The organism is Flavobacterium petrolei (assembly GCF_003314435.2).
Taxonomy (GTDB): domain Bacteria; phylum Bacteroidota; class Bacteroidia; order Flavobacteriales; family Flavobacteriaceae; genus Flavobacterium; species Flavobacterium petrolei.
On record NZ_QNVY02000002.1, the window covers coordinates 186222 to 203436 of the forward strand.

The following is a 17215-nucleotide window of genomic DNA, read 5'->3' on the forward strand; positions in this document are numbered from 1 at the left end:
GATATGCTTTCAAATTTTGGTATTATTTATTAAAAAAATAAATATACTTATAATTCGATATAATTATTCAGATGTTCACTAAAATTAAGCAAAAAAAGAAGCTGTTTTTGAGGCAGCTTCGTTTTTATTAAAAATTTGGTGATAAATCGTATTTCTTATAAAATGCATTCAATACATCAACCACTTCATCCTCTGTATCTACAATTTTAAATAAATTCAAATCTTCCGCATGCACTGTACCTTCTCTTTCTACTAATACTGTTTTTATCCAGTCAATCAATCCCGTCCAGAAACTGCTCCCAACCAATATGATTGGGAATTTGGCTATTTTTTTAGTTTGAATCAAAGTCATCGCTTCAAACATTTCGTCCAAAGTACCAAAACCTCCTGGCATTACCACAAAGCCTTGAGAATATTTTACAAACATTACTTTTCGAACAAAGAAATAATCAAAATTCAAATTTTTATCACTGTCAATATATGGATTATAATGTTGCTCAAAGGGTAATACAATGTTAAGTCCCACTGAGGTTCCACCGCCTAAATGCGCTCCTTTATTACCCGCTTCCATAATTCCTGGTCCGCCGCCAGTAATCACTCCGTAACCAGCTTTACTGATTTTATAAGCAATTTTTTCGGCAAGCAAATAATATTCATGCTCTGGTTTTGTTCTAGCAGAGCCAAAAATAGTTACGCAAGGACCTATGCGTCCCATGCTCTCGTAACCGTTCACAAATTCGGCCATGATTTTAAAAATAGCCCAACTATCATTGGTTCTAATTTCGTTCCAAGTTTTTCTTTTTAATCGGTCTTGGATTACTTTATCCTCGTCATTATCAAAGTCTTCTAATCTCATATTCTCTATTTTAAATCTTATTTTTTTGGAGCCACTTCCAGCTATTCGTTTCAATCTTAATCGCCGAACCCCGGCTCATAAGGATTTCCGCTGCTATCTGGGCTAGGGCTCTCAATTACTAAAGTAATTCTTTTTTCAAAAACTGCGCCGTATAGCTCTTCTTAATTTTTTATAATTTTTACAAGAAGTTATTTTCACATCGAGTTGTTATTGTATTTTTCCCCTCATTTGGAGGGGTGCCCGTTAGGGCGGGGTGGTTTTATTGTCTAAATTTCAACAAATAGCCTCTTTATTTCCAAATTCTAAAACAATGTAGCTTTCCAGTTCCAACATTACATTATTCAAATCATGTTTTACCCTTAAATTAGATATTCTGTAAACCTTTAATCCTAAAGAAACGAGATAATCTTCTCTTGTTTGGTCGTAATCTTCTTTATTATTATGGCTTGAACCGTCAATTTCAATTACTAAACCTAAGGTTTTTACATAGAAATCTACAATATAATTACCAATGATTCTTTGTCTGTCAAAATCTATTTTCCAAAACATTCCTTTGTGCACTTGCAACCAAAAAATAACTTCTGACAACACACCTGCTTTGCGCAATGCTCGTGATCTAGCTTTTAGTTTTATGTTATACGGTAAGTTTTCAATGAAATTTCTATAAATAGGCTGCATGTTTATATAAGCCGTTATCTCGCCATTGTTTTCCATAATCGTTGTTTCTATTCCCTTTTTTTGGAACGGAACCTACGAATAAATTTACAAAAAGAAAACACTAATAGTAAAGAAAACCAACCCGCCTTTCAGGCACCCCTCCAAATGAGGGGAATCAAAGTAATTCTTTTTTCAAAAATTGCGCAGTATAACTCTTCTTAATTTTTATGATTTCTTCAGGTGTTCCTTTGGCGATAAGCTGTCCACCGCCTTTTCCACCTTCAGGGCCAATGTCAATAATATAATCCGCTAATTTGATAACATCCATATTATGTTCGATAATCAAAATCGTATTTCCTTTATCAACCAGCTTATTGATTACTTCCATCAAGACTCTAATGTCTTCAAAATGCAATCCAGTTGTGGGTTCGTCCAGAATATAAAACGTATTTCCAGTGTCTTTTTTAGATAATTCTCCCGCCAATTTGATTCGTTGCGCCTCGCCACCGGAAAGCGTTGTACTTTGTTGACCCAATGTGATGTAACCCAAACCAACATCCTGAATCGTTTTTACTTTTCTGTAAATCTTCGGAATCATTTCAAAAAACGGAACCGCTTCATCCACCGTCATATTTAAAACATCCGAAATGGATTTCCCTTTGTATCGAATTTCCAATGTTTCTCTGTTAAAACGCTTTCCTTGACAGGTTTCACATTCCACATAAACATCTGGCAGAAAGTTCATTTCAATTGTTCGTACACCGGAACCTTCGCAGGTTTCACAGCGTCCGCCTTTTACATTAAAACTAAATCGGCCCGCTTTATAACCCCTAATCATACTTTCGGAAGTCATCGTAAACAGATTTCTTATTTCGGTAAAAACTTCCGTATAAGTTGCCGGATTGCTTCGGGGTGTTCTTCCAATCGGACTTTGGTCAATATCAATCACTTTATCGATGTGCTCCAATCCTTCAATTTTTTTATAGGGCTGCGGTTTTTTGACACCGTTAAAATAATAAGCATTCAAAATAGGGTAGAGCGTTTCATTAATCAAAGTTGATTTTCCACTTCCCGAAACTCCAGTCACGCAAATCATTTTACCCAAAGGCAATTCTATCGAAACATTTTTCAAGTTGTTTCCTGTTGCTCCGGTCAGTTTTAGGAATTTTCCATTTCCTTCTCTACGTTTTTTTGGAACTTCAATTTTCATCTCGCCATTCATGTACTTGGCGGTAATGGTATGGTGTTTCAGGATTTCGGCAGGCGTTCCTTTGCTGATGATTTCTCCTCCGTATTTTCCCGCTTTTGGTCCAATATCAATCACATAATCCGCGCGTTCAATCATGTCTTTATCGTGTTCCACCACAATTACAGAGTTTCCAATATCTCGTAATTGTTCCAGAGAATGAATTAGTTTTTCGTTGTCTCTTTGGTGTAAACCAATACTTGGTTCATCCAAAATATACAAAACACCAACCAACTGCGAACCAATTTGAGTTGCCAAACGGATGCGTTGTGCCTCACCACCAGAAAGTGATTTGGAACTTCGGCTTAAAGCCAAATAATCCAAACCTACATTCATCAAGAAGTTCAATCGGTCCTTAATCTCTTTGATTACTTCAGTAGCGATACGCTTTTGTTTATCAGATAAATGGTTATCTAAAGCATTAAACCAAACCGTCAAATCCGAAATGTCCATATCGCACAATTCGGTAATATTTTTTCCATTAATTTTAAAGAACTGTGCTTCTTTTTTCAAGCGAGAACCATCACAAACCGGACATTTTATTTCGTCCATGAATTCCTTGGCCCAACGTTTTATGCTTGTTGAACCGCTTTCGTCATGTTGATTTTTGATAAAATGCGAAATCCCTTCAAAATCAATTTTGTATTCTCTGGCAACGCCAAGATCTTTAGAATTGATGGTGAATTTTTCTTTTCCGCCATTCAAAATCATTTCCATCGCCTCAGCAGGAATTGTGTTAACTGCATCTGTCAATTTGAAGCCATATTTTTCACCAATAATTTCCAATTGCTTGAAAATCCAGGATGATTTATATTCTCCTAATGGAGCAAAGCCTCCCGCTTTTATTGATAATTTTGGATTTGGAATAATCTTCTTTGGATTAATTTCATTTACCGTTCCTAATCCGTTGCAGTGGTCACAAGCACCTTTTGGTGAGTTGAAAGAAAATAAATTGGGTTCTGGATTCTGGTAGGAGATTCCAGTAGTTGGACACATCAAATTCCTGCTAAAAAAACGAACTTCATTAGAATCTTGGTCTAAAACCATCAACACATTTTCTCCGTGATGCATGGCTGTATTGATACTTTCTGTCAAACGTTTTTCATTGTCAGCAGTATCTTCAATAACCATTCGGTCCACTACAATTTCGATATCATGTGTTTTGTAACGGTCGAGTTTCATTCCCAAAGTAATATCCAGCACATCGCCATTCACGCGAACTTTAAGAAAACCTTGCTTGGCAATTTGTTGAAAAAGTTCCGCATAATGTCCTTTTCTAGCCCGAATAACTGGAGCCAAAATATTAATTCGTTTTCCCGTAAAATCCTGAATAATCAAATCCTTGATTTGCTCATCAGAATAGGAAACCATTTTTTCGCCGGTATTGTAACTGTACGCATCAGCGCCACGAGCGTACAATAAACGCAGGAAATCATAAATTTCAGTGATAGTTCCCACGGTGGAACGCGGACTTTTACTGGTTGTTTTTTGTTCGATGGCAATTACTGGAGAAAGTCCGTCAATTTTATCAACATCTGGACGTTCCAACCCACCCAAAAACTGACGCGCATACGCCGAAAAAGTTTCTACATAACGGCGTTGCCCTTCGGCATAAATCGTATCAAAAGCTAAGGAGGATTTCCCGGAACCCGAAAGACCAGTAATTACGACCAGTTTTTCACGAGGAATGGAAACATCTATATTTTTTAAGTTGTGGACGCGAGCGCCTTGAACTTCAATGGTATTGTCTTTGTCTAACATAATTTTTTGCAAATTCCGAATGGTCGGAAGCAAAGTTACCATTTTGATTTATTCTTTCGATACAACAGTTTAGAAGATTGTGTTAAAAGAAGTATTAAAAATTTATTCAATCGTCATGGATTTTAGTTTGGTTCTGTAAGCTTCAAGCGCAACAGATTTAGAAATAAATCCATAATATTTTCCGTCTTTAAGAACGGGTAAGAATGCTTTTTTCGATTTTTCAAATTTATTCATGACCATTTCCATGCTGTCGTCCGGTGAAATTGTTTCAACAGGTTTTAGCATTATTTCCTTCACCAATGTATATTTAACGCGGTAATTATTGAATATTATTTCGCGAATATCATTAAAATGAACAATGCCCAATAAGTTCTGTTCGGTATCAACTACTGCAAATATCACTTGGTTGGAATGAGAAATGAGATCAACGAGTCTTTCTAAATTTTCATTAGGAGTTACCGTAAGAAAATCTGTTTGAATAATGGTACTTGTCTCTAGTGTAGAAAGTACATTAGTGTCCTTGTTGCTGGTAAAGGCATGCCCTTTTTGCACGAGATTTTTCACATCCATCGAGTGTTTTTCAAAACGCTTTGAAATGGCAAAACTGATTGATGCTACAATCATAAGCGGAATCATCAAGTTATATCCTCCGGTAATTTCAGCAATTAAGAATATCGCAGTCAACGGAGCATGAAATAAACCGCTCAAAATACCTGCCATTCCCACCAAAGTAAAATTACTAACGGGTAATTTAGTAAGTCCTGTGAGATTTAAAAATTTGGAAAAAAAGAAACCAACATAAGAACCCAAAAACAACGAGGGAGCAAAGTTTCCACCATTACCGCCACTTCCTAAAGTAATTCCGGTTGCAAAAACTTTTATCATCATCGTGCACCCTACAAAAAGTAAAAGTGCCCAACTATTATCGCGAAAACTACTGAATAATGTGTTTTCTAATAATTTTCCGGGATCGTTCTCTGATAATGTTTTGATACTTTCATATCCTTCTCCAAAAAGTGTTGGAAAAATAAAAATAAGAATGGCTAAAATTGAAGAACCAAACAACGCTTTTTTATAGGGTGATAATTTAAGTCTTGCGAAAAAATGTTCTACTTTCTGAAAATTTCGGGAGTAATAAACGGAAATGAATCCGGTAAATAAACCTAAAAGAATATAAAAAGCAATATTATGATAATCAAAACTCTGTTGCTGTTTAAAGGATAGTAAAATTTCCTCGTTTAATGCAATTACAGAAACCAAAGCTCCTGTAGCAGCAGCTATCATGATGGGTGTAAAGGCTGCAATACTAACATCCACCAACAGTACTTCGATAGCAAATAATACTCCAGCAATAGGTGCGTTGAAAGCTGCGGCGATTCCAGCTGCAACTCCACAACCAATTAGTAAAGTTCGGTCTTTATAACTTAATTTATATTTTTGTGCATAGTTTGAACCAAAAGCAGCTCCTGTAATTACAATTGGACTTTCTAAACCTGCAGAACCACCTAAACCAACCGTTAATGAGCTCGTTACAATTTGGGCGTACATTTGTTTTTTTGGAATAATACTCGCTTTTTTAGCAACTGCATATAAAATTTGCGAAGTCCCTTTTTGTATTGTTCCTCCTAAAACTCTTTTGATGACAAAAACGGTGAGCACAATACCAATTATAGGTAGAATACTATTAATGAAACCCAATTTTAAAATTCCGCTGACATAAGTTGCAAAGGAAAATACCCAATGCGCAAAAGTTTTCAGAACTATTACGGCAAATGCAGAGGAGATTCCAACCAAAACGGCAGATAAAAATATAAACTGTTTTGGAGTCAATATAGACTGTGCTACGGCAATTATTACTTCTAGTTTGGCTATTACTTTTTTGAACATGATACTTTTTAAGAGGGCTACAAAACTACTATTATTTTAATCCTAACACATATTTTTTAACGCTTCTTTTTTGCTTAATGGTTTTAAAGTATTGGTTTTTACAAATTCTTGAACATCTTCAGGATTTGATTTTGCATATTCCCGTAACGCCCAACCGATTGCTTTTTGAATAAAAAATTCCTTAGAATGAGCTTGTTTTAAGCATTCGGAGAATAAAAAATCAACATTCGTTCTTTGTTTGTAACCCAATTGAAATAAAATAGCACTTCGGTTCAACCACATATTCTGTGAATCTGAAAATCGTGTTATTACTTTTTTGGTTTCCGATGGAAATTCTAATAGATATTCTCCTAAAATGTACTTTGCAATCGTATCCACGCTGTCCCACCAAGAATTGTTCAGAATTAGTTTTTCAATCAGTTGAATGTCTTCTTTTTTATAATTTCCTTTTAATTCCTTTATCAAAATTTCAATGGCACAATACTGAAATTCCCGTTCTGGTTTTGAATATAAATCTAATGCAATTCCCCTTGCGTTTGCTGAAACCTCTTCATTGTTTTCTTTCCAAATTTCCTTAAAAATGCGTCTTCGTTCCTCGGTTTTTATTCCAAAAAAAGGAAAGTTGTTCTTCATGTATTTTGCCATCGCAAAAGCATTTTCAGGATTTTTATTTGCTTCAAAAGAGTTTTCTAAGGCAAGTATAAAGTTCATAAATTGCTATTTCTTAAAATCCAACTGCTTTATCGTCTCCTCTAAAATCAGCACCACCTTCGAGTTTGTTACTTGGTAAAACCAAAATAGCATCTACTTTTCCTATTACTGGAGTCGTTTTTTCATTGATTAAATATCCTTTCGATTTTAAGTTTTCAAAGGTTTTAGTATCGAAAGTATTAGGCTCAAAAGTGATTAAATCCGGCAACCATTGGTGGTGAAAACGAGGTGCGTTTACAGCTTCCTGCATACTCAAACTATATTCATAAACATTTAATATTGTTTGTAATACTGATGTAATAATGGTAGAACCGCCGGGAGAACCCACAACCATGAATAATTTTCCGTTTTTCTCTACAATTGTTGGAGTCATGGAACTCAACATTCTTTTTTGCGGTGCAATACTGTTGGCTTCATTTCCTACTAACCCAAACATATTGGGTTCACCTGGTTTGGCACTGAAATCATCCATTTCGTTGTTGAGGAAAAACCCCAGTTCAGCACAATAATATTTAGAACCATAACCGTCATTTAATGTAGTAGTGGACGAAACCGCATTGCCGAACTGATCTACAATCGAATAATGGGTGGTCTCCGTACTTTCATTATAAGTTACTTTTCCTTCTTTTATTTCCGATGATAAAGTGGCTTTTTCAAAACTAAAATTCGACATTCTTTGTTTCAAATAATCATCTGCCATTAAAGCTTTTAAAGGTATTTTTACAAAATCTGGGTCGCCCAGATAATAGCTTCTGTCGGCATACGCTCTTCTTTCAGCTTCAACAATAACTTGAATGGCTTCGGTTGAATTATGGCCCTTTTTAGCTAGGTCAAAAGGGGCAATCATTTTGAATATTTCAGCCAAGCATATTCCGCCACTGCTGGGTGGAGGCATTGAAATAACCTTTAAATCTTTATAATCAAAAGTGAGTGGCGTTCTCCATTTGGCTTCGTATTTATTCAAATCTTCCAAAGTAATTATTGCTCCTTTTTCCTGAAGGTATTTGACTAATATTTTAGCTGTTTCACCTTTGTAAAATTCATCTCTGCCATTTTTTGAAATCCTTTTCAATGTAGTTGCCAGCGCAGGATATATTATAACATCATTTTCTTTGAAAGCAGTTGCAAATAATGTTTTGTTGCCATTTACTTTTATGATTTTGTCTCTATACGCCGCTAATCTATCTTCTTGTTTTTTGGTAACAATAACCCCTCTTTCTGCTAACTCAATTACAGGTTTTAGAATCTCTTCAATCGGTAATGAACCCAATTTTTCATGAACTGCAAAAACACCGGCAATTGTTCCGGGAACTCCAATAGCAAGAGGAGATTCGGTGCTTTTTCCTTTTATTACATTTCCTTTTTCGTCAAGAAACATATCTTTAGTTGCAGCTAATGGCGCTTTTTCTCGGTAATCCAAAGAACCAATTTCTCCGTTTGCTTTTCGATACACCATAAAGCCGCCACCTCCAAGATTTCCTGCAAACGGATAGGCTACAGCCAAAGCTAATTCAGTAGCAACCATCGCATCAAAAGCATTTCCGCCTTTTTTCATGATTTCAACTCCAATTTTTGAAGCTTCTTCACGTGCCGAAACAACCATTGCTTCATTAGCAACAAGTCCTGTGGATTGAACCAATACATTTTGGGTTTTGCAACCAATAGAAAGAACACTCAATAGAATAATAATTTTTTTCATTTGAATACTATAAATTTAAAAACCAACGGCTTTGTTATCGCCTCTTTTGTCAGCGCCACCCTCCAATTTTCCATTTGGCAACATCAAAATCGCGTCTACTTCACCAATAATTTCTTTATTTTTTTCATTGATGAAATATCCTTTTTTCTTTAAACCATTCAATAATTCTTTATCGAAAGAATTGGGTTCAAATGTAATTTCGTCCGGCATCCATTGATGGTGGAAACGGGGTGCATTTACCGCTTCTTGCATACTCATATCAAATTCATACACATTCAATATCGTTTGCAACACCGATGTGATAATAGTGGAACCTCCTGGCGTTCCTACAACCATGAAAAGTTTGTTATCTTTTTCTACAATCGTTGGCGTCATGGAACTCAACATTCTTTTTCCCGGCGCAATGCTGTTAGCTTCACTTCCAGTCAGTCCGTATAAGTTGGGAACTCCAGGTTTGGCGCTGAAATCGTCCATTTGATTATTCAAAAAGAAACCCAATTCGTCGCAATATATTTTGGAACCATAATTATCATTCAGAGTAGTCGTTGCCGAAACTGAGTTTCCTTCTGAATCCACAATTGAATAATGGGTGGTTTGGTTGCTTTCATATCCTTTAATTTCCCCATGGGCAATATCCGAAGATTTAGAAGCTTGATCGAATGAAAAATCACTCATTCTTTTTTCTAAATAGGATGGACTTAGTAATTCTTTTACAGGAAGTTTTACAAAATCAGGATCACCCAAGAAATAATTCCTGTCGGCATACGCCCGTCGTTCGGCTTCTGTAATTACTTGAACAGTTTTTATACTATTGTGTCCCATTTGCGATAGGTTGAAAGGCTCAATCATTTTCATGATTTGATTCAGACAAATTCCGCCACTGCTTGGTGGAGACATCGAAGTGATTTTTAAATTTTTATATTGAAAAGTAATTGGAGTTCGCCATTTGGCATTATAACTGTTTAAATCTTCAATTGTAGAATTTCCGCCTTTTTTAGCCAGAAATGCAACTAACTTTTGAGCTGTTTCTCCTTTGTAAAATTCATCCCGACCGTTTTTCGCAATCCTTTTTAATGTTGCTGCTAATGCAGTATATTTTATGGTGTCATTTTCTTTGTATACTTTCGAAAACAAACTATTCTTACCATTACTTTTTATAAAGGAAGCTCTGTAATAAGCCAAGCTTTCGGCTTGAAATTTAGTGACAACAACGCCTCTTTCTGCCAAAGCAATTACAGGTTTCAGAATTTCATTGATGGGTAAAGAGCCATATTTTTTGTGGACTTCAAATATTCCTGCAATCGTTCCCGGAATTCCCGATGCTAAAGCCGTTGCGGTACTTTTTCCTTCGATTACATTTCCTTTTGTGTCCAAGTACATGTCTTTTGTGGCTGCTAAAGGTGCTTTTTCTCTATAATCGATAGCGCCAGTTTCGCCATTTGCTTTTCTGAAAACCATGAAGCCGCCACCACCTATATTTCCTGCTTGTGGATGTGAAACTGCCAAAGCCAGTTCTGTGGCAACCATCGCATCAAAAGCATTTCCACCTTTTTTCATGATTTCCACTCCAATCTGTGAAGCTTCTTCACGTGCGGAGACAACCATAGCTTTTGAAGTTACTAAGCCCGTTGGTTCTACCGTTTTTTCATTCGATTTACAACCTAAAATGGCAAAGGCGAGTAGGAAAATTATTTTTTTCATAAAGTGGTTATTTTAGTATTCGTAAATAATATTAATTCTTGAAAGAAATTGGTGAATTCATTTTCAAATTCGAGATAAAATTCAGAAAGTTCATTGGTAGCAAACCGCATTTTAGATTCGTTTTTGGTGCGTTGATCCATTTGCGTCAAAATTCGATTAATTCCGTCCACCGTTTGATAACTCACCAGCCAATTGTGTTCAATCATGTAAGGCATCATTCCCTTAGTTCTTTCCGAAAGAATGCTGTGATTATTGTGCAAGGATTGGTAAAAACGGGCTACAAATTCTTCCAATTTTTCATCGGAATACGTATTCCAGTTTTTAGCTAAAAAATGATCGTAAAAAACATCCACAATTACACCTGCATAATGATGGTATTTTTCATGCAGTTTTTTGGTGCTTTGTCTAAAAATGGGATGCGCATCAGTAAAAGTGTCAATGGCACGATGTAAAATGATTCCTTTTTGAACATCAATTGGATAAGTTTCAAAATGTTTCCCACGAATTCCATCGGCCATGAAATTGCCAATTTTTATTAAATCATTATCACCAGAAAGATAGATGTGTGCTAGAAAATTCATTCGCCTAATTTAGGAATTTAAATGATGAATTTTGAATTCTAAATGACTTTTATAAACCGTCAATTATTATATTTGTGAGCAATTTAAAATTTATAATTCAAAAATTAAAATAATAATCAATGACATTAATAAAATCAATATCGGGAATTCGTGGAACAATAGGAGGTAAAGTAGGTGATAACCTGACACCTGTTGATGCAGTTAAATTTGCTTCGGCGTATGGAACTTGGTTGAAAAAATATATTGGTAAAGAAAAAATCACTGTTGTTGTAGGTCGTGATGCCCGTATTTCAGGACCAATGATTCACAATTTAGTGGTAAATACTTTAATCGGTTTAGGAATTGACGTGATTGATTTAGGACTTTCGACAACACCAACTGTTGAAGTGGCTGTTCCTTTAGAAAAAGCCGAAGGCGGAATTATCCTTACCGCTTCACACAATCCAAAACAATGGAATGCCTTGAAATTATTAAATGAAAAAGGAGAATTCCTGAATGGAGAAGAAGGTTTAAAAATTCTTGAAATTGCTGAAGCGGAAGCTTTCGATTTCTCGGATGTGGATGATTTAGGAACCATTATGATTAACGATGCGTACATGGATATTCATATTGATGAAGTCTTGAATTTGCCTTTAGTAGATGTTGATGCGGTGAAAGCAGCTAAATTTAAAGTGGTTGTGGATGGTGTAAATTCTTCGGGAGGAATTATTATTCCAAGATTATTGGAATTAATGGGCGTTGAAGTGGTCGAATTATACTGCGAACCAAACGGACATTTTCCTCATAATCCAGAGCCGTTAAAAGAACATTTGACTGATATATCCGAATTGGTTGTCAAAGAAAAAGCCGATTTAGGAATCGTTGTGGATCCTGATGTAGATCGTTTGGCTTTCATTTGTGAAGACGGAGAAATGTTTGGTGAAGAATATACTTTGGTGGCTTGCGCCGATTATGTTTTGAGTAAAACACCAGGAAATACGGTATCGAATATGTCGTCTTCCCGTGCGTTGCGTGATGTGACTAATTTGCATAACGGAAGTTATGAAGCAAGTGCCGTGGGCGAGGTGAATGTAGTCGAGTTGATGAAAAAGAATAATGCTGTAATAGGAGGAGAAGGAAACGGCGGAATCATTTATCCGGAGCTTCATTACGGTCGTGATAGTTTGGTAGGAGTGGCTTTGTTTTTAACGCATTTGGCTAATAAAAAAATGACGGTTTCTGCTTTACGTGCTTCGTATCCGGAATATTACATGAGCAAAAACAAAATCGAATTGACACCACAAATTGATGTGGATGCTATTCTTGTTGCGATGACGGAAAAATACAAAAATGAAGATATTACAACTATAGACGGTGTGAAGATTGATTTTTCTGAAAATTGGGTTCACTTGAGAAAATCGAATACAGAACCAATTATACGTATATATACGGAAGCGGCTTCGCAAGAAAAAGCAGATGCTTTGGCGCTTAGAATCATTGACGAAATAAAAGCAGTGGCTGGAATATAATCCCGCATTTTTATATAAAACGAACCCTTTCAAAATAGCATTTGAAAGGGTTTTTTCGTTTGAGATATGATGGTCTGACTTTTCGTTTAAATTATGGAAGACAATAATATTAATCCAAAAGGCGTTAGTTTTCGTAGATGATTAAGTACATATAATTTATGTTCAATTAAGATAGTATCAATACTCCTAATTTAAAAAAACTTTGAAAAAAATATTTACATTACTCGCGATTGTTTTGTTCCTCTCAGTAGTATCCTGTTCAAAAGAAGATGATCCCATAGATAATCCGATTGCAGTAAATCCTATAACTAACAAACAACCAACAGGAAGTTCTGCTAACGATTTATTATCGGATAAAAAGTTCAAGAAAATGGTTATTGAAGTAGTGTATGTAACCGGTTTTGAGCCAAGCAATACTGCTATAAATAATTTTATAAACTTTCTTACAGCAAGAACATATAAGCCAAACGGGATTACTGTTGTCAAGCGAGCTATACCTTCGCCTAGAAATTCGCCATATACGAATGAAGAAATTGTAAGTATTGAAGATGCGAACAGAACAAAATACAATAATACTGATGAAATAGCGGTTTGGGCATTTTTTGCGGATGGAAAATCATCAAAAGACACTGACACGTCTGTTATTTTGGGAACGGCTTACAGAAATACTTCTTTTGTAATTTTCCAGCAAACCATTCAAGGTCTTAGTGACAGTCCATTTGAACCCAACAGAAGTTTGTTAGAAACAACAGTAATCACTCATGAGTTCGGGCACATATTAGGATTGACTAATCTTGGCACAGCTTTGCAAAGCAATCACGAAGATGCAGAACATCCAAAACATTGTATTGAAAAAACGTGTTTGATGTATTGGTCATCTGAAATTGGAGGCGGTATTGGAAACATGGTTTCAAGCGGTGCAGCTCCACAATTAGACGCGCAATGTATTGCGGACCTTCGGGCTAATGGAGGGAAGTAATTATTTTGAAGAATAACTTTGGCGCAAAGCTAAGTTTTGCAAGTAGAAAAAATATAAAATTAAAAATCTCCAAAATCATTTGAGTTTGGAGATTTTTTTGTGATTTAACTATTTTTAATATTAAACATAAAACGTGAAAGTAGCAGTTTTAATTCAAATTATTATTTTAGAATCAGGCGTTTATTTACTTTTATTTAAACCAAAAACTAGCATTTTTTATCAAGTAATTTGTTGCTTTTAAGTACTACACGAATTAGCTAAATTAATAGAGAACAGACTATTTTTTTAAGAGTACCGCTTTATTGTATTCATAATTCATCTTGGCAATTGATAGCACCGATATGTCCTGCGGGCATTCCACTTCGCAAGCTTCCGTATTCGAGCAACTTCCAAAACCTTCCGCATCCATCTGGCGAACCATCGCAATGACTCTTTTCGAGGCTTCTAATTGTCCTTGTGGCAGCAAAGAAAGATGTGTCACTTTGGCACTAGTAAACAAGGCCGCACTTGAATTTTTACAAGTCGCCACACACGCGCCACAGCCTATGCATGCGGCAGTATCAAAAGCAGCTTCGCTCTGTTCATAGGTAATGGGAATGCTATTGGCTTCCGGCGCTTGTCCCGTTCCTGCATTAATGTACCCACCCGAAGTAATGATGGCATCAAAAGATTTTCTGTTAATTTTGAGATCTCTCAATATAGGAAATGCAGCTGCCCTAAAAGGTTCTATATAAATGGTATCACCATCTTTGAAACTTCGCATATGCAGCTGGCAGGTGGTGGTATGTTTTAGCGGACCGTGTGCTCTTCCGTTTATCATAATACCGCATTGCCCGCAAATACCTTCCCTGCAGTCATGGTCAAATTCGATAACTCGTTCCCCAAGCTGAATAAGCGATTCATTTAAAAGATCCAGCATTTCTAAGAAAGACATCTGTTCGGATATGCCGTCAATCTCATAATTTACCATTTCTCCTTTTGAGGAAGCATTTAGTTGGCGCCATATTTTTAAAAACAGTTTCATATATACTTTTTTAGGTTCAAATTATTTATAGCTTCGTACGGCAAGTTCCACAGATTCAAACGTAAGCGGCTCTTTATAAAGTTCAGGAGGCTGTTGTGCGCCTTTCCACTCCCAGGCAGAAACATAACAGAAATCACTATCATTCCGTACTGCTTCACCTTCTGTGGTCTGGTATTCTTCTCGGAAATGCGCTCCGCAGGATTCTTCTCTTTGCAGGGCATCGTGACACATCAGTTCAGCCAATTCGATGTAATCCGCTACGCGACCGGCTTTTTCTAATTCGCTGTTTAGCGTGTCATCGCCAGTTATCAGTAGATCTTTTTCGAACGATTCTTTAAGTAATTTTAAAGAAATAATTGCCTCTTCCAGATTTTCTTTACTTCTTGACAATCCACATTTCTCATAAAGTAGCTTCCCTGTTTTTTTATGAAAATAATCCGCTGAGAATTTCCCTTTAGTATTCAAGAAACGGTCCAGTTGTCTTCGGGCGGCTATTTCTGCTTCCGCAAAAGCGGGGTGATCCGTTGTGATTTTGTCTGTTTTTAATTCCCCAGAAAGATAGTTCGGAATCGTGTAAGGTGCTATAAAGTAACCATCAACGCAGGCCTGTAGCAAGGAATTAGCTCCAAGTCTATTTGCGCCATGATCCGAAAAATTAGCTTCTCCAAGTGCGAATAGTCCGGGAATGGTGGTCATCAATTCATAATCGACCCAAAGTCCACCCATAGTAAAATGTGCTGCCGGAGAAATCAGCATTGGTTCTTTGTAAGCATCGATTCCGTTGATTTTTTCATACATCGAAAACAGATTGCTATATTTAGCTTTGATTTTGTCAACGCCTTGAGCAATAATAGCTTTTGAAAAATCGAGATACACTGCATTTTTCATTGCGCCTGCGCCAAAGCCGGCATCGATCCGTTCTTTTGCTGCACGCGAAGAAATATCTCTCGGTGCAAGATTTCCAAAAGCAGGATAGCGACGCTCCAGATAATAGTCACGCTCTTCTTCCGGAATGGAATTGGGTAATCTGTCATCACCCACTTTTTTCGATACCCAGATGCGTCCGTCATTTCGAAGAGATTCTGACATCAAGGTTAGTTTAGACTGATTTTCACCGTGCTGAGGAAGACAAGTAGGATGGAACTGAATCCAACTTACTCCGGCCATGTAAGCGCCTTTTTTGTGTGCACGCCAGATAGCTGATCCATTGCAACCCATAGCTAGTGTAGAAAGATAATAAACCTTGCCATAGCCTCCTGTAGCCAGTACTACCGCATCTGCTTCATGGCGTTCCAGAGTTCCTGTCTCTAAATTCCGAGCGATAATTCCCTTTGCTTTTCCATCAATAACGACTAATTCCACCATTTCATGACGGGTGTGCATCGTTACTTTTCCTGTGTTAACCTGACGCAAAAGAGATTGGTAGGCACCCAATAAAAGTTGTTGCCCCGTTTGCCCGCGAGCATAAAAAGTACGCGATACCTGAACACCTCCAAAAGACCTATTGTTCAGATAGCCACCGTATTCTCTGGCAAAGGGAACACCTTGGGCTACCGCATGGTCAATAAGAGAAGCGGAACATTCAGCAAGACGGTAAACATTAGCTTCTCGAGATCGGAAATCGCCTCCTTTTATCGTGTCATAAAACATTCTAAAAGTGCTGTCACCGTCATTTTTGTAATTTTTGGAAGCGTTAACGCCACCTTGTGCTGCCACAGAATGGGCGCGTCTTGGAGAATCTTGGAAACAAAACGACTTAATATTGTACCCCTGTTCCGCAAGCGAAGCAGCACAGGACGATCCGGCGAGTCCCGTTCCCACTACAATAACGCTGAGCTTGTTTCTATTGGCTGGATTTACCAATTTTGCCTTTGCTTTGTAATTATTCCATTTGTCAGCAAGCGGTCCTTCCGGTATTTTCGAATCTATCTTTTTCATATTATTTAAAATAAATATAAAGTGGTATTGCCATGAAACCTCCGGTAATGGCGATGGAATAAAACCATCCTATTATTTTCACTGCTTTTGCATACTTTGGATGATACAACCCTAGTGTTCGGGATGCACTAAAAAAACCATGCAATAGATGAAAGCCTAATGCCAAGAAGGATATTTCATAAATTATAACATACCATGCTTGAGAAAAGGAACTTACAACAATCTCGTACAAATCTTTGTTACCATTAGCATCAACCGGCAATGCAGTAAACTTGTAGGTGTACCAATAATCCTTGAAATGAACGATGAGGAACAAGAGTAGGATGGTACCCAGAATTCCCATATTTCTGCTGTTCCATGCGCTGGCAAAATTTCTCTTGTCATATTGGTAGCTTTTTCCGTTGGCGGTATTATTTTTTACAGCAATAATTAAAGCATATACCGCATGACCAATAAGCGAAGCATATAATATCCAAGAAATTATCTTGATCAATAAATTACCTGAAAGCATGTGCGAATACCAGTTGAACTGTTCTCTTGCAACATCTTCGGGCAACAATAACTGCAAGTTACCAAGCAGGTGAATCACCAGAAAAAAGCATAGGAAAAGTCCCGTTGAAGCCATGATCAGCTTGTTATTTAACGTGTTTTTCATAGGATCAATAAA

13 protein-coding genes are annotated in these 17215 nt (G+C 36.8%); 2 read left to right on the plus strand and 11 right to left on the minus strand.

Annotated features, from left to right (window positions below; translation table 11 throughout):
• Positions 1-127: 127 nt before the first annotated feature.
• The 8 genes from DR871_RS07310 to DR871_RS07345 form a co-directional block, all read right to left on the minus strand.
• Positions 128-856, minus strand: a complete 729-nt coding sequence (locus DR871_RS07310) for an LOG family protein (RefSeq protein ID WP_113665887.1) — start codon at positions 854-856, stop codon at positions 128-130.
• Between the two features lie 273 nt (positions 857-1129).
• Positions 1130-1570 carry an endonuclease domain-containing protein gene (locus tag DR871_RS07315; protein WP_207209799.1) on the minus strand — a complete coding sequence of 147 codons (441 nt, stop codon included), beginning with the start codon at positions 1568-1570 and terminating at the stop codon, positions 1130-1132.
• A gap of 118 nt (positions 1571-1688) precedes the next feature.
• Positions 1689-4520 carry an excinuclease ABC subunit UvrA gene (gene uvrA, locus DR871_RS07320; protein WP_113665886.1) on the minus strand — a complete coding sequence of 944 codons (2832 nt, stop codon included), beginning with the start codon at positions 4518-4520 and terminating at the stop codon, positions 1689-1691.
• Between the two features lie 102 nt (positions 4521-4622).
• The gene (locus DR871_RS07325) at positions 4623-6407 is read right to left on the minus strand and encodes a chloride channel protein (RefSeq protein ID WP_091169138.1); all 1785 of its coding nucleotides are present in this window, start codon (positions 6405-6407) and stop codon (positions 4623-4625) included.
• 42 nt (positions 6408-6449) lie between these two features.
• Complete coding sequence (locus DR871_RS07330) at positions 6450-7118, minus strand: DNA alkylation repair protein (protein ID WP_113665885.1); 669 nt, start codon at positions 7116-7118, stop codon at positions 6450-6452.
• Between the two features lie 13 nt (positions 7119-7131).
• Positions 7132-8817 carry a gamma-glutamyltransferase gene (ggt, locus tag DR871_RS07335; protein ID WP_113665884.1) on the minus strand — a complete coding sequence of 562 codons (1686 nt, stop codon included), beginning with the start codon at positions 8815-8817 and terminating at the stop codon, positions 7132-7134.
• Positions 8818-8832: 15 nt separating this feature from the next.
• A complete protein-coding gene (gene ggt, locus DR871_RS07340; protein ID WP_113665883.1) occupies positions 8833-10518 on the minus strand; it encodes a gamma-glutamyltransferase in 1686 nt (561 codons plus the stop codon).
• Positions 10515-11099, minus strand: a complete 585-nt coding sequence (locus DR871_RS07345; protein WP_113665882.1) for an acyl carrier protein phosphodiesterase — start codon at positions 11097-11099, stop codon at positions 10515-10517. Before DR871_RS07345 ends, ggt (DR871_RS07340) begins: the two co-directional genes overlap by 4 nt.
• Positions 11100-11218: 119 nt before the next feature.
• Here DR871_RS07345 and glmM point away from each other — a divergent pair, with 119 nt between their 5' ends.
• Complete coding sequence (gene glmM, locus DR871_RS07350; protein ID WP_113665881.1) at positions 11219-12607, plus strand: phosphoglucosamine mutase; 1389 nt, start codon at positions 11219-11221, stop codon at positions 12605-12607.
• 202 nt (positions 12608-12809) lie between these two features.
• Positions 12810-13586 (plus strand): membrane metalloprotease, encoded by a 777-nt coding sequence (locus DR871_RS07355; protein WP_113665880.1) that lies wholly within the window; start codon positions 12810-12812, stop codon positions 13584-13586.
• Between the two features lie 277 nt (positions 13587-13863).
• Here DR871_RS07355 and DR871_RS07360 read toward each other — a convergent pair whose 3' ends face one another.
• The 3 genes from DR871_RS07360 to DR871_RS07370 are packed head-to-tail and all read right to left on the minus strand — an operon-like array spanning position 13864 to position 17203.
• Positions 13864-14610, minus strand: a complete 747-nt coding sequence (locus DR871_RS07360; RefSeq protein WP_113665879.1) for a succinate dehydrogenase/fumarate reductase iron-sulfur subunit — start codon at positions 14608-14610, stop codon at positions 13864-13866.
• Between the two features lie 21 nt (positions 14611-14631).
• On the minus strand, positions 14632-16548 hold the full coding sequence (locus tag DR871_RS07365) for a fumarate reductase/succinate dehydrogenase flavoprotein subunit (RefSeq protein ID WP_113665878.1): 1917 nt from the start codon (positions 16546-16548) through the stop codon (positions 14632-14634).
• Between the two features lies 1 nt (position 16549).
• Positions 16550-17203 carry a succinate dehydrogenase cytochrome b subunit gene (locus DR871_RS07370; RefSeq protein WP_113665877.1) on the minus strand — a complete coding sequence of 218 codons (654 nt, stop codon included), beginning with the start codon at positions 17201-17203 and terminating at the stop codon, positions 16550-16552.
• Between the last annotated feature and the right edge of the window lie 12 nt (positions 17204-17215).

What these genes read in the sequence shown, in the direction of transcription:
- DR871_RS07310 (WP_113665887.1), bottom strand. Translation starts at nt 856, where the DNA reads ATGAGATTAGAAGACTTTGATAATGACGAGGATAAAGTAATCCAAGAC.
- DR871_RS07315 (WP_207209799.1), bottom strand. Translation starts at nt 1,570, where the DNA reads ATGGAAAACAATGGCGAGATAACGGCTTATATAAACATGCAGCCTATT.
- uvrA (WP_113665886.1), bottom strand. Translation starts at nt 4,520, where the DNA reads ATGTTAGACAAAGACAATACCATTGAAGTTCAAGGCGCTCGCGTCCAC.
- DR871_RS07325 (WP_091169138.1), bottom strand. Translation starts at nt 6,407, where the DNA reads ATGTTCAAAAAAGTAATAGCCAAACTAGAAGTAATAATTGCCGTAGCA.
- DR871_RS07330 (WP_113665885.1), bottom strand. Translation starts at nt 7,118, where the DNA reads ATGAACTTTATACTTGCCTTAGAAAACTCTTTTGAAGCAAATAAAAAT.
- ggt (WP_113665884.1), bottom strand. Translation starts at nt 8,817, where the DNA reads ATGAAAAAAATTATTATTCTATTGAGTGTTCTTTCTATTGGTTGCAAA.
- ggt (WP_113665883.1), bottom strand. Translation starts at nt 10,518, where the DNA reads ATGAAAAAAATAATTTTCCTACTCGCCTTTGCCATTTTAGGTTGTAAA.
- DR871_RS07345 (WP_113665882.1), bottom strand. Translation starts at nt 11,099, where the DNA reads ATGAATTTTCTAGCACACATCTATCTTTCTGGTGATAATGATTTAATA.
- glmM (WP_113665881.1), top strand. Translation starts at nt 11,219, where the DNA reads ATGACATTAATAAAATCAATATCGGGAATTCGTGGAACAATAGGAGGT.
- DR871_RS07360 (WP_113665879.1), bottom strand. Translation starts at nt 14,610, where the DNA reads ATGAAACTGTTTTTAAAAATATGGCGCCAACTAAATGCTTCCTCAAAA.
- DR871_RS07365 (WP_113665878.1), bottom strand. Translation starts at nt 16,548, where the DNA reads ATGAAAAAGATAGATTCGAAAATACCGGAAGGACCGCTTGCTGACAAA.
- DR871_RS07370 (WP_113665877.1), bottom strand. Translation starts at nt 17,203, where the DNA reads ATGAAAAACACGTTAAATAACAAGCTGATCATGGCTTCAACGGGACTT.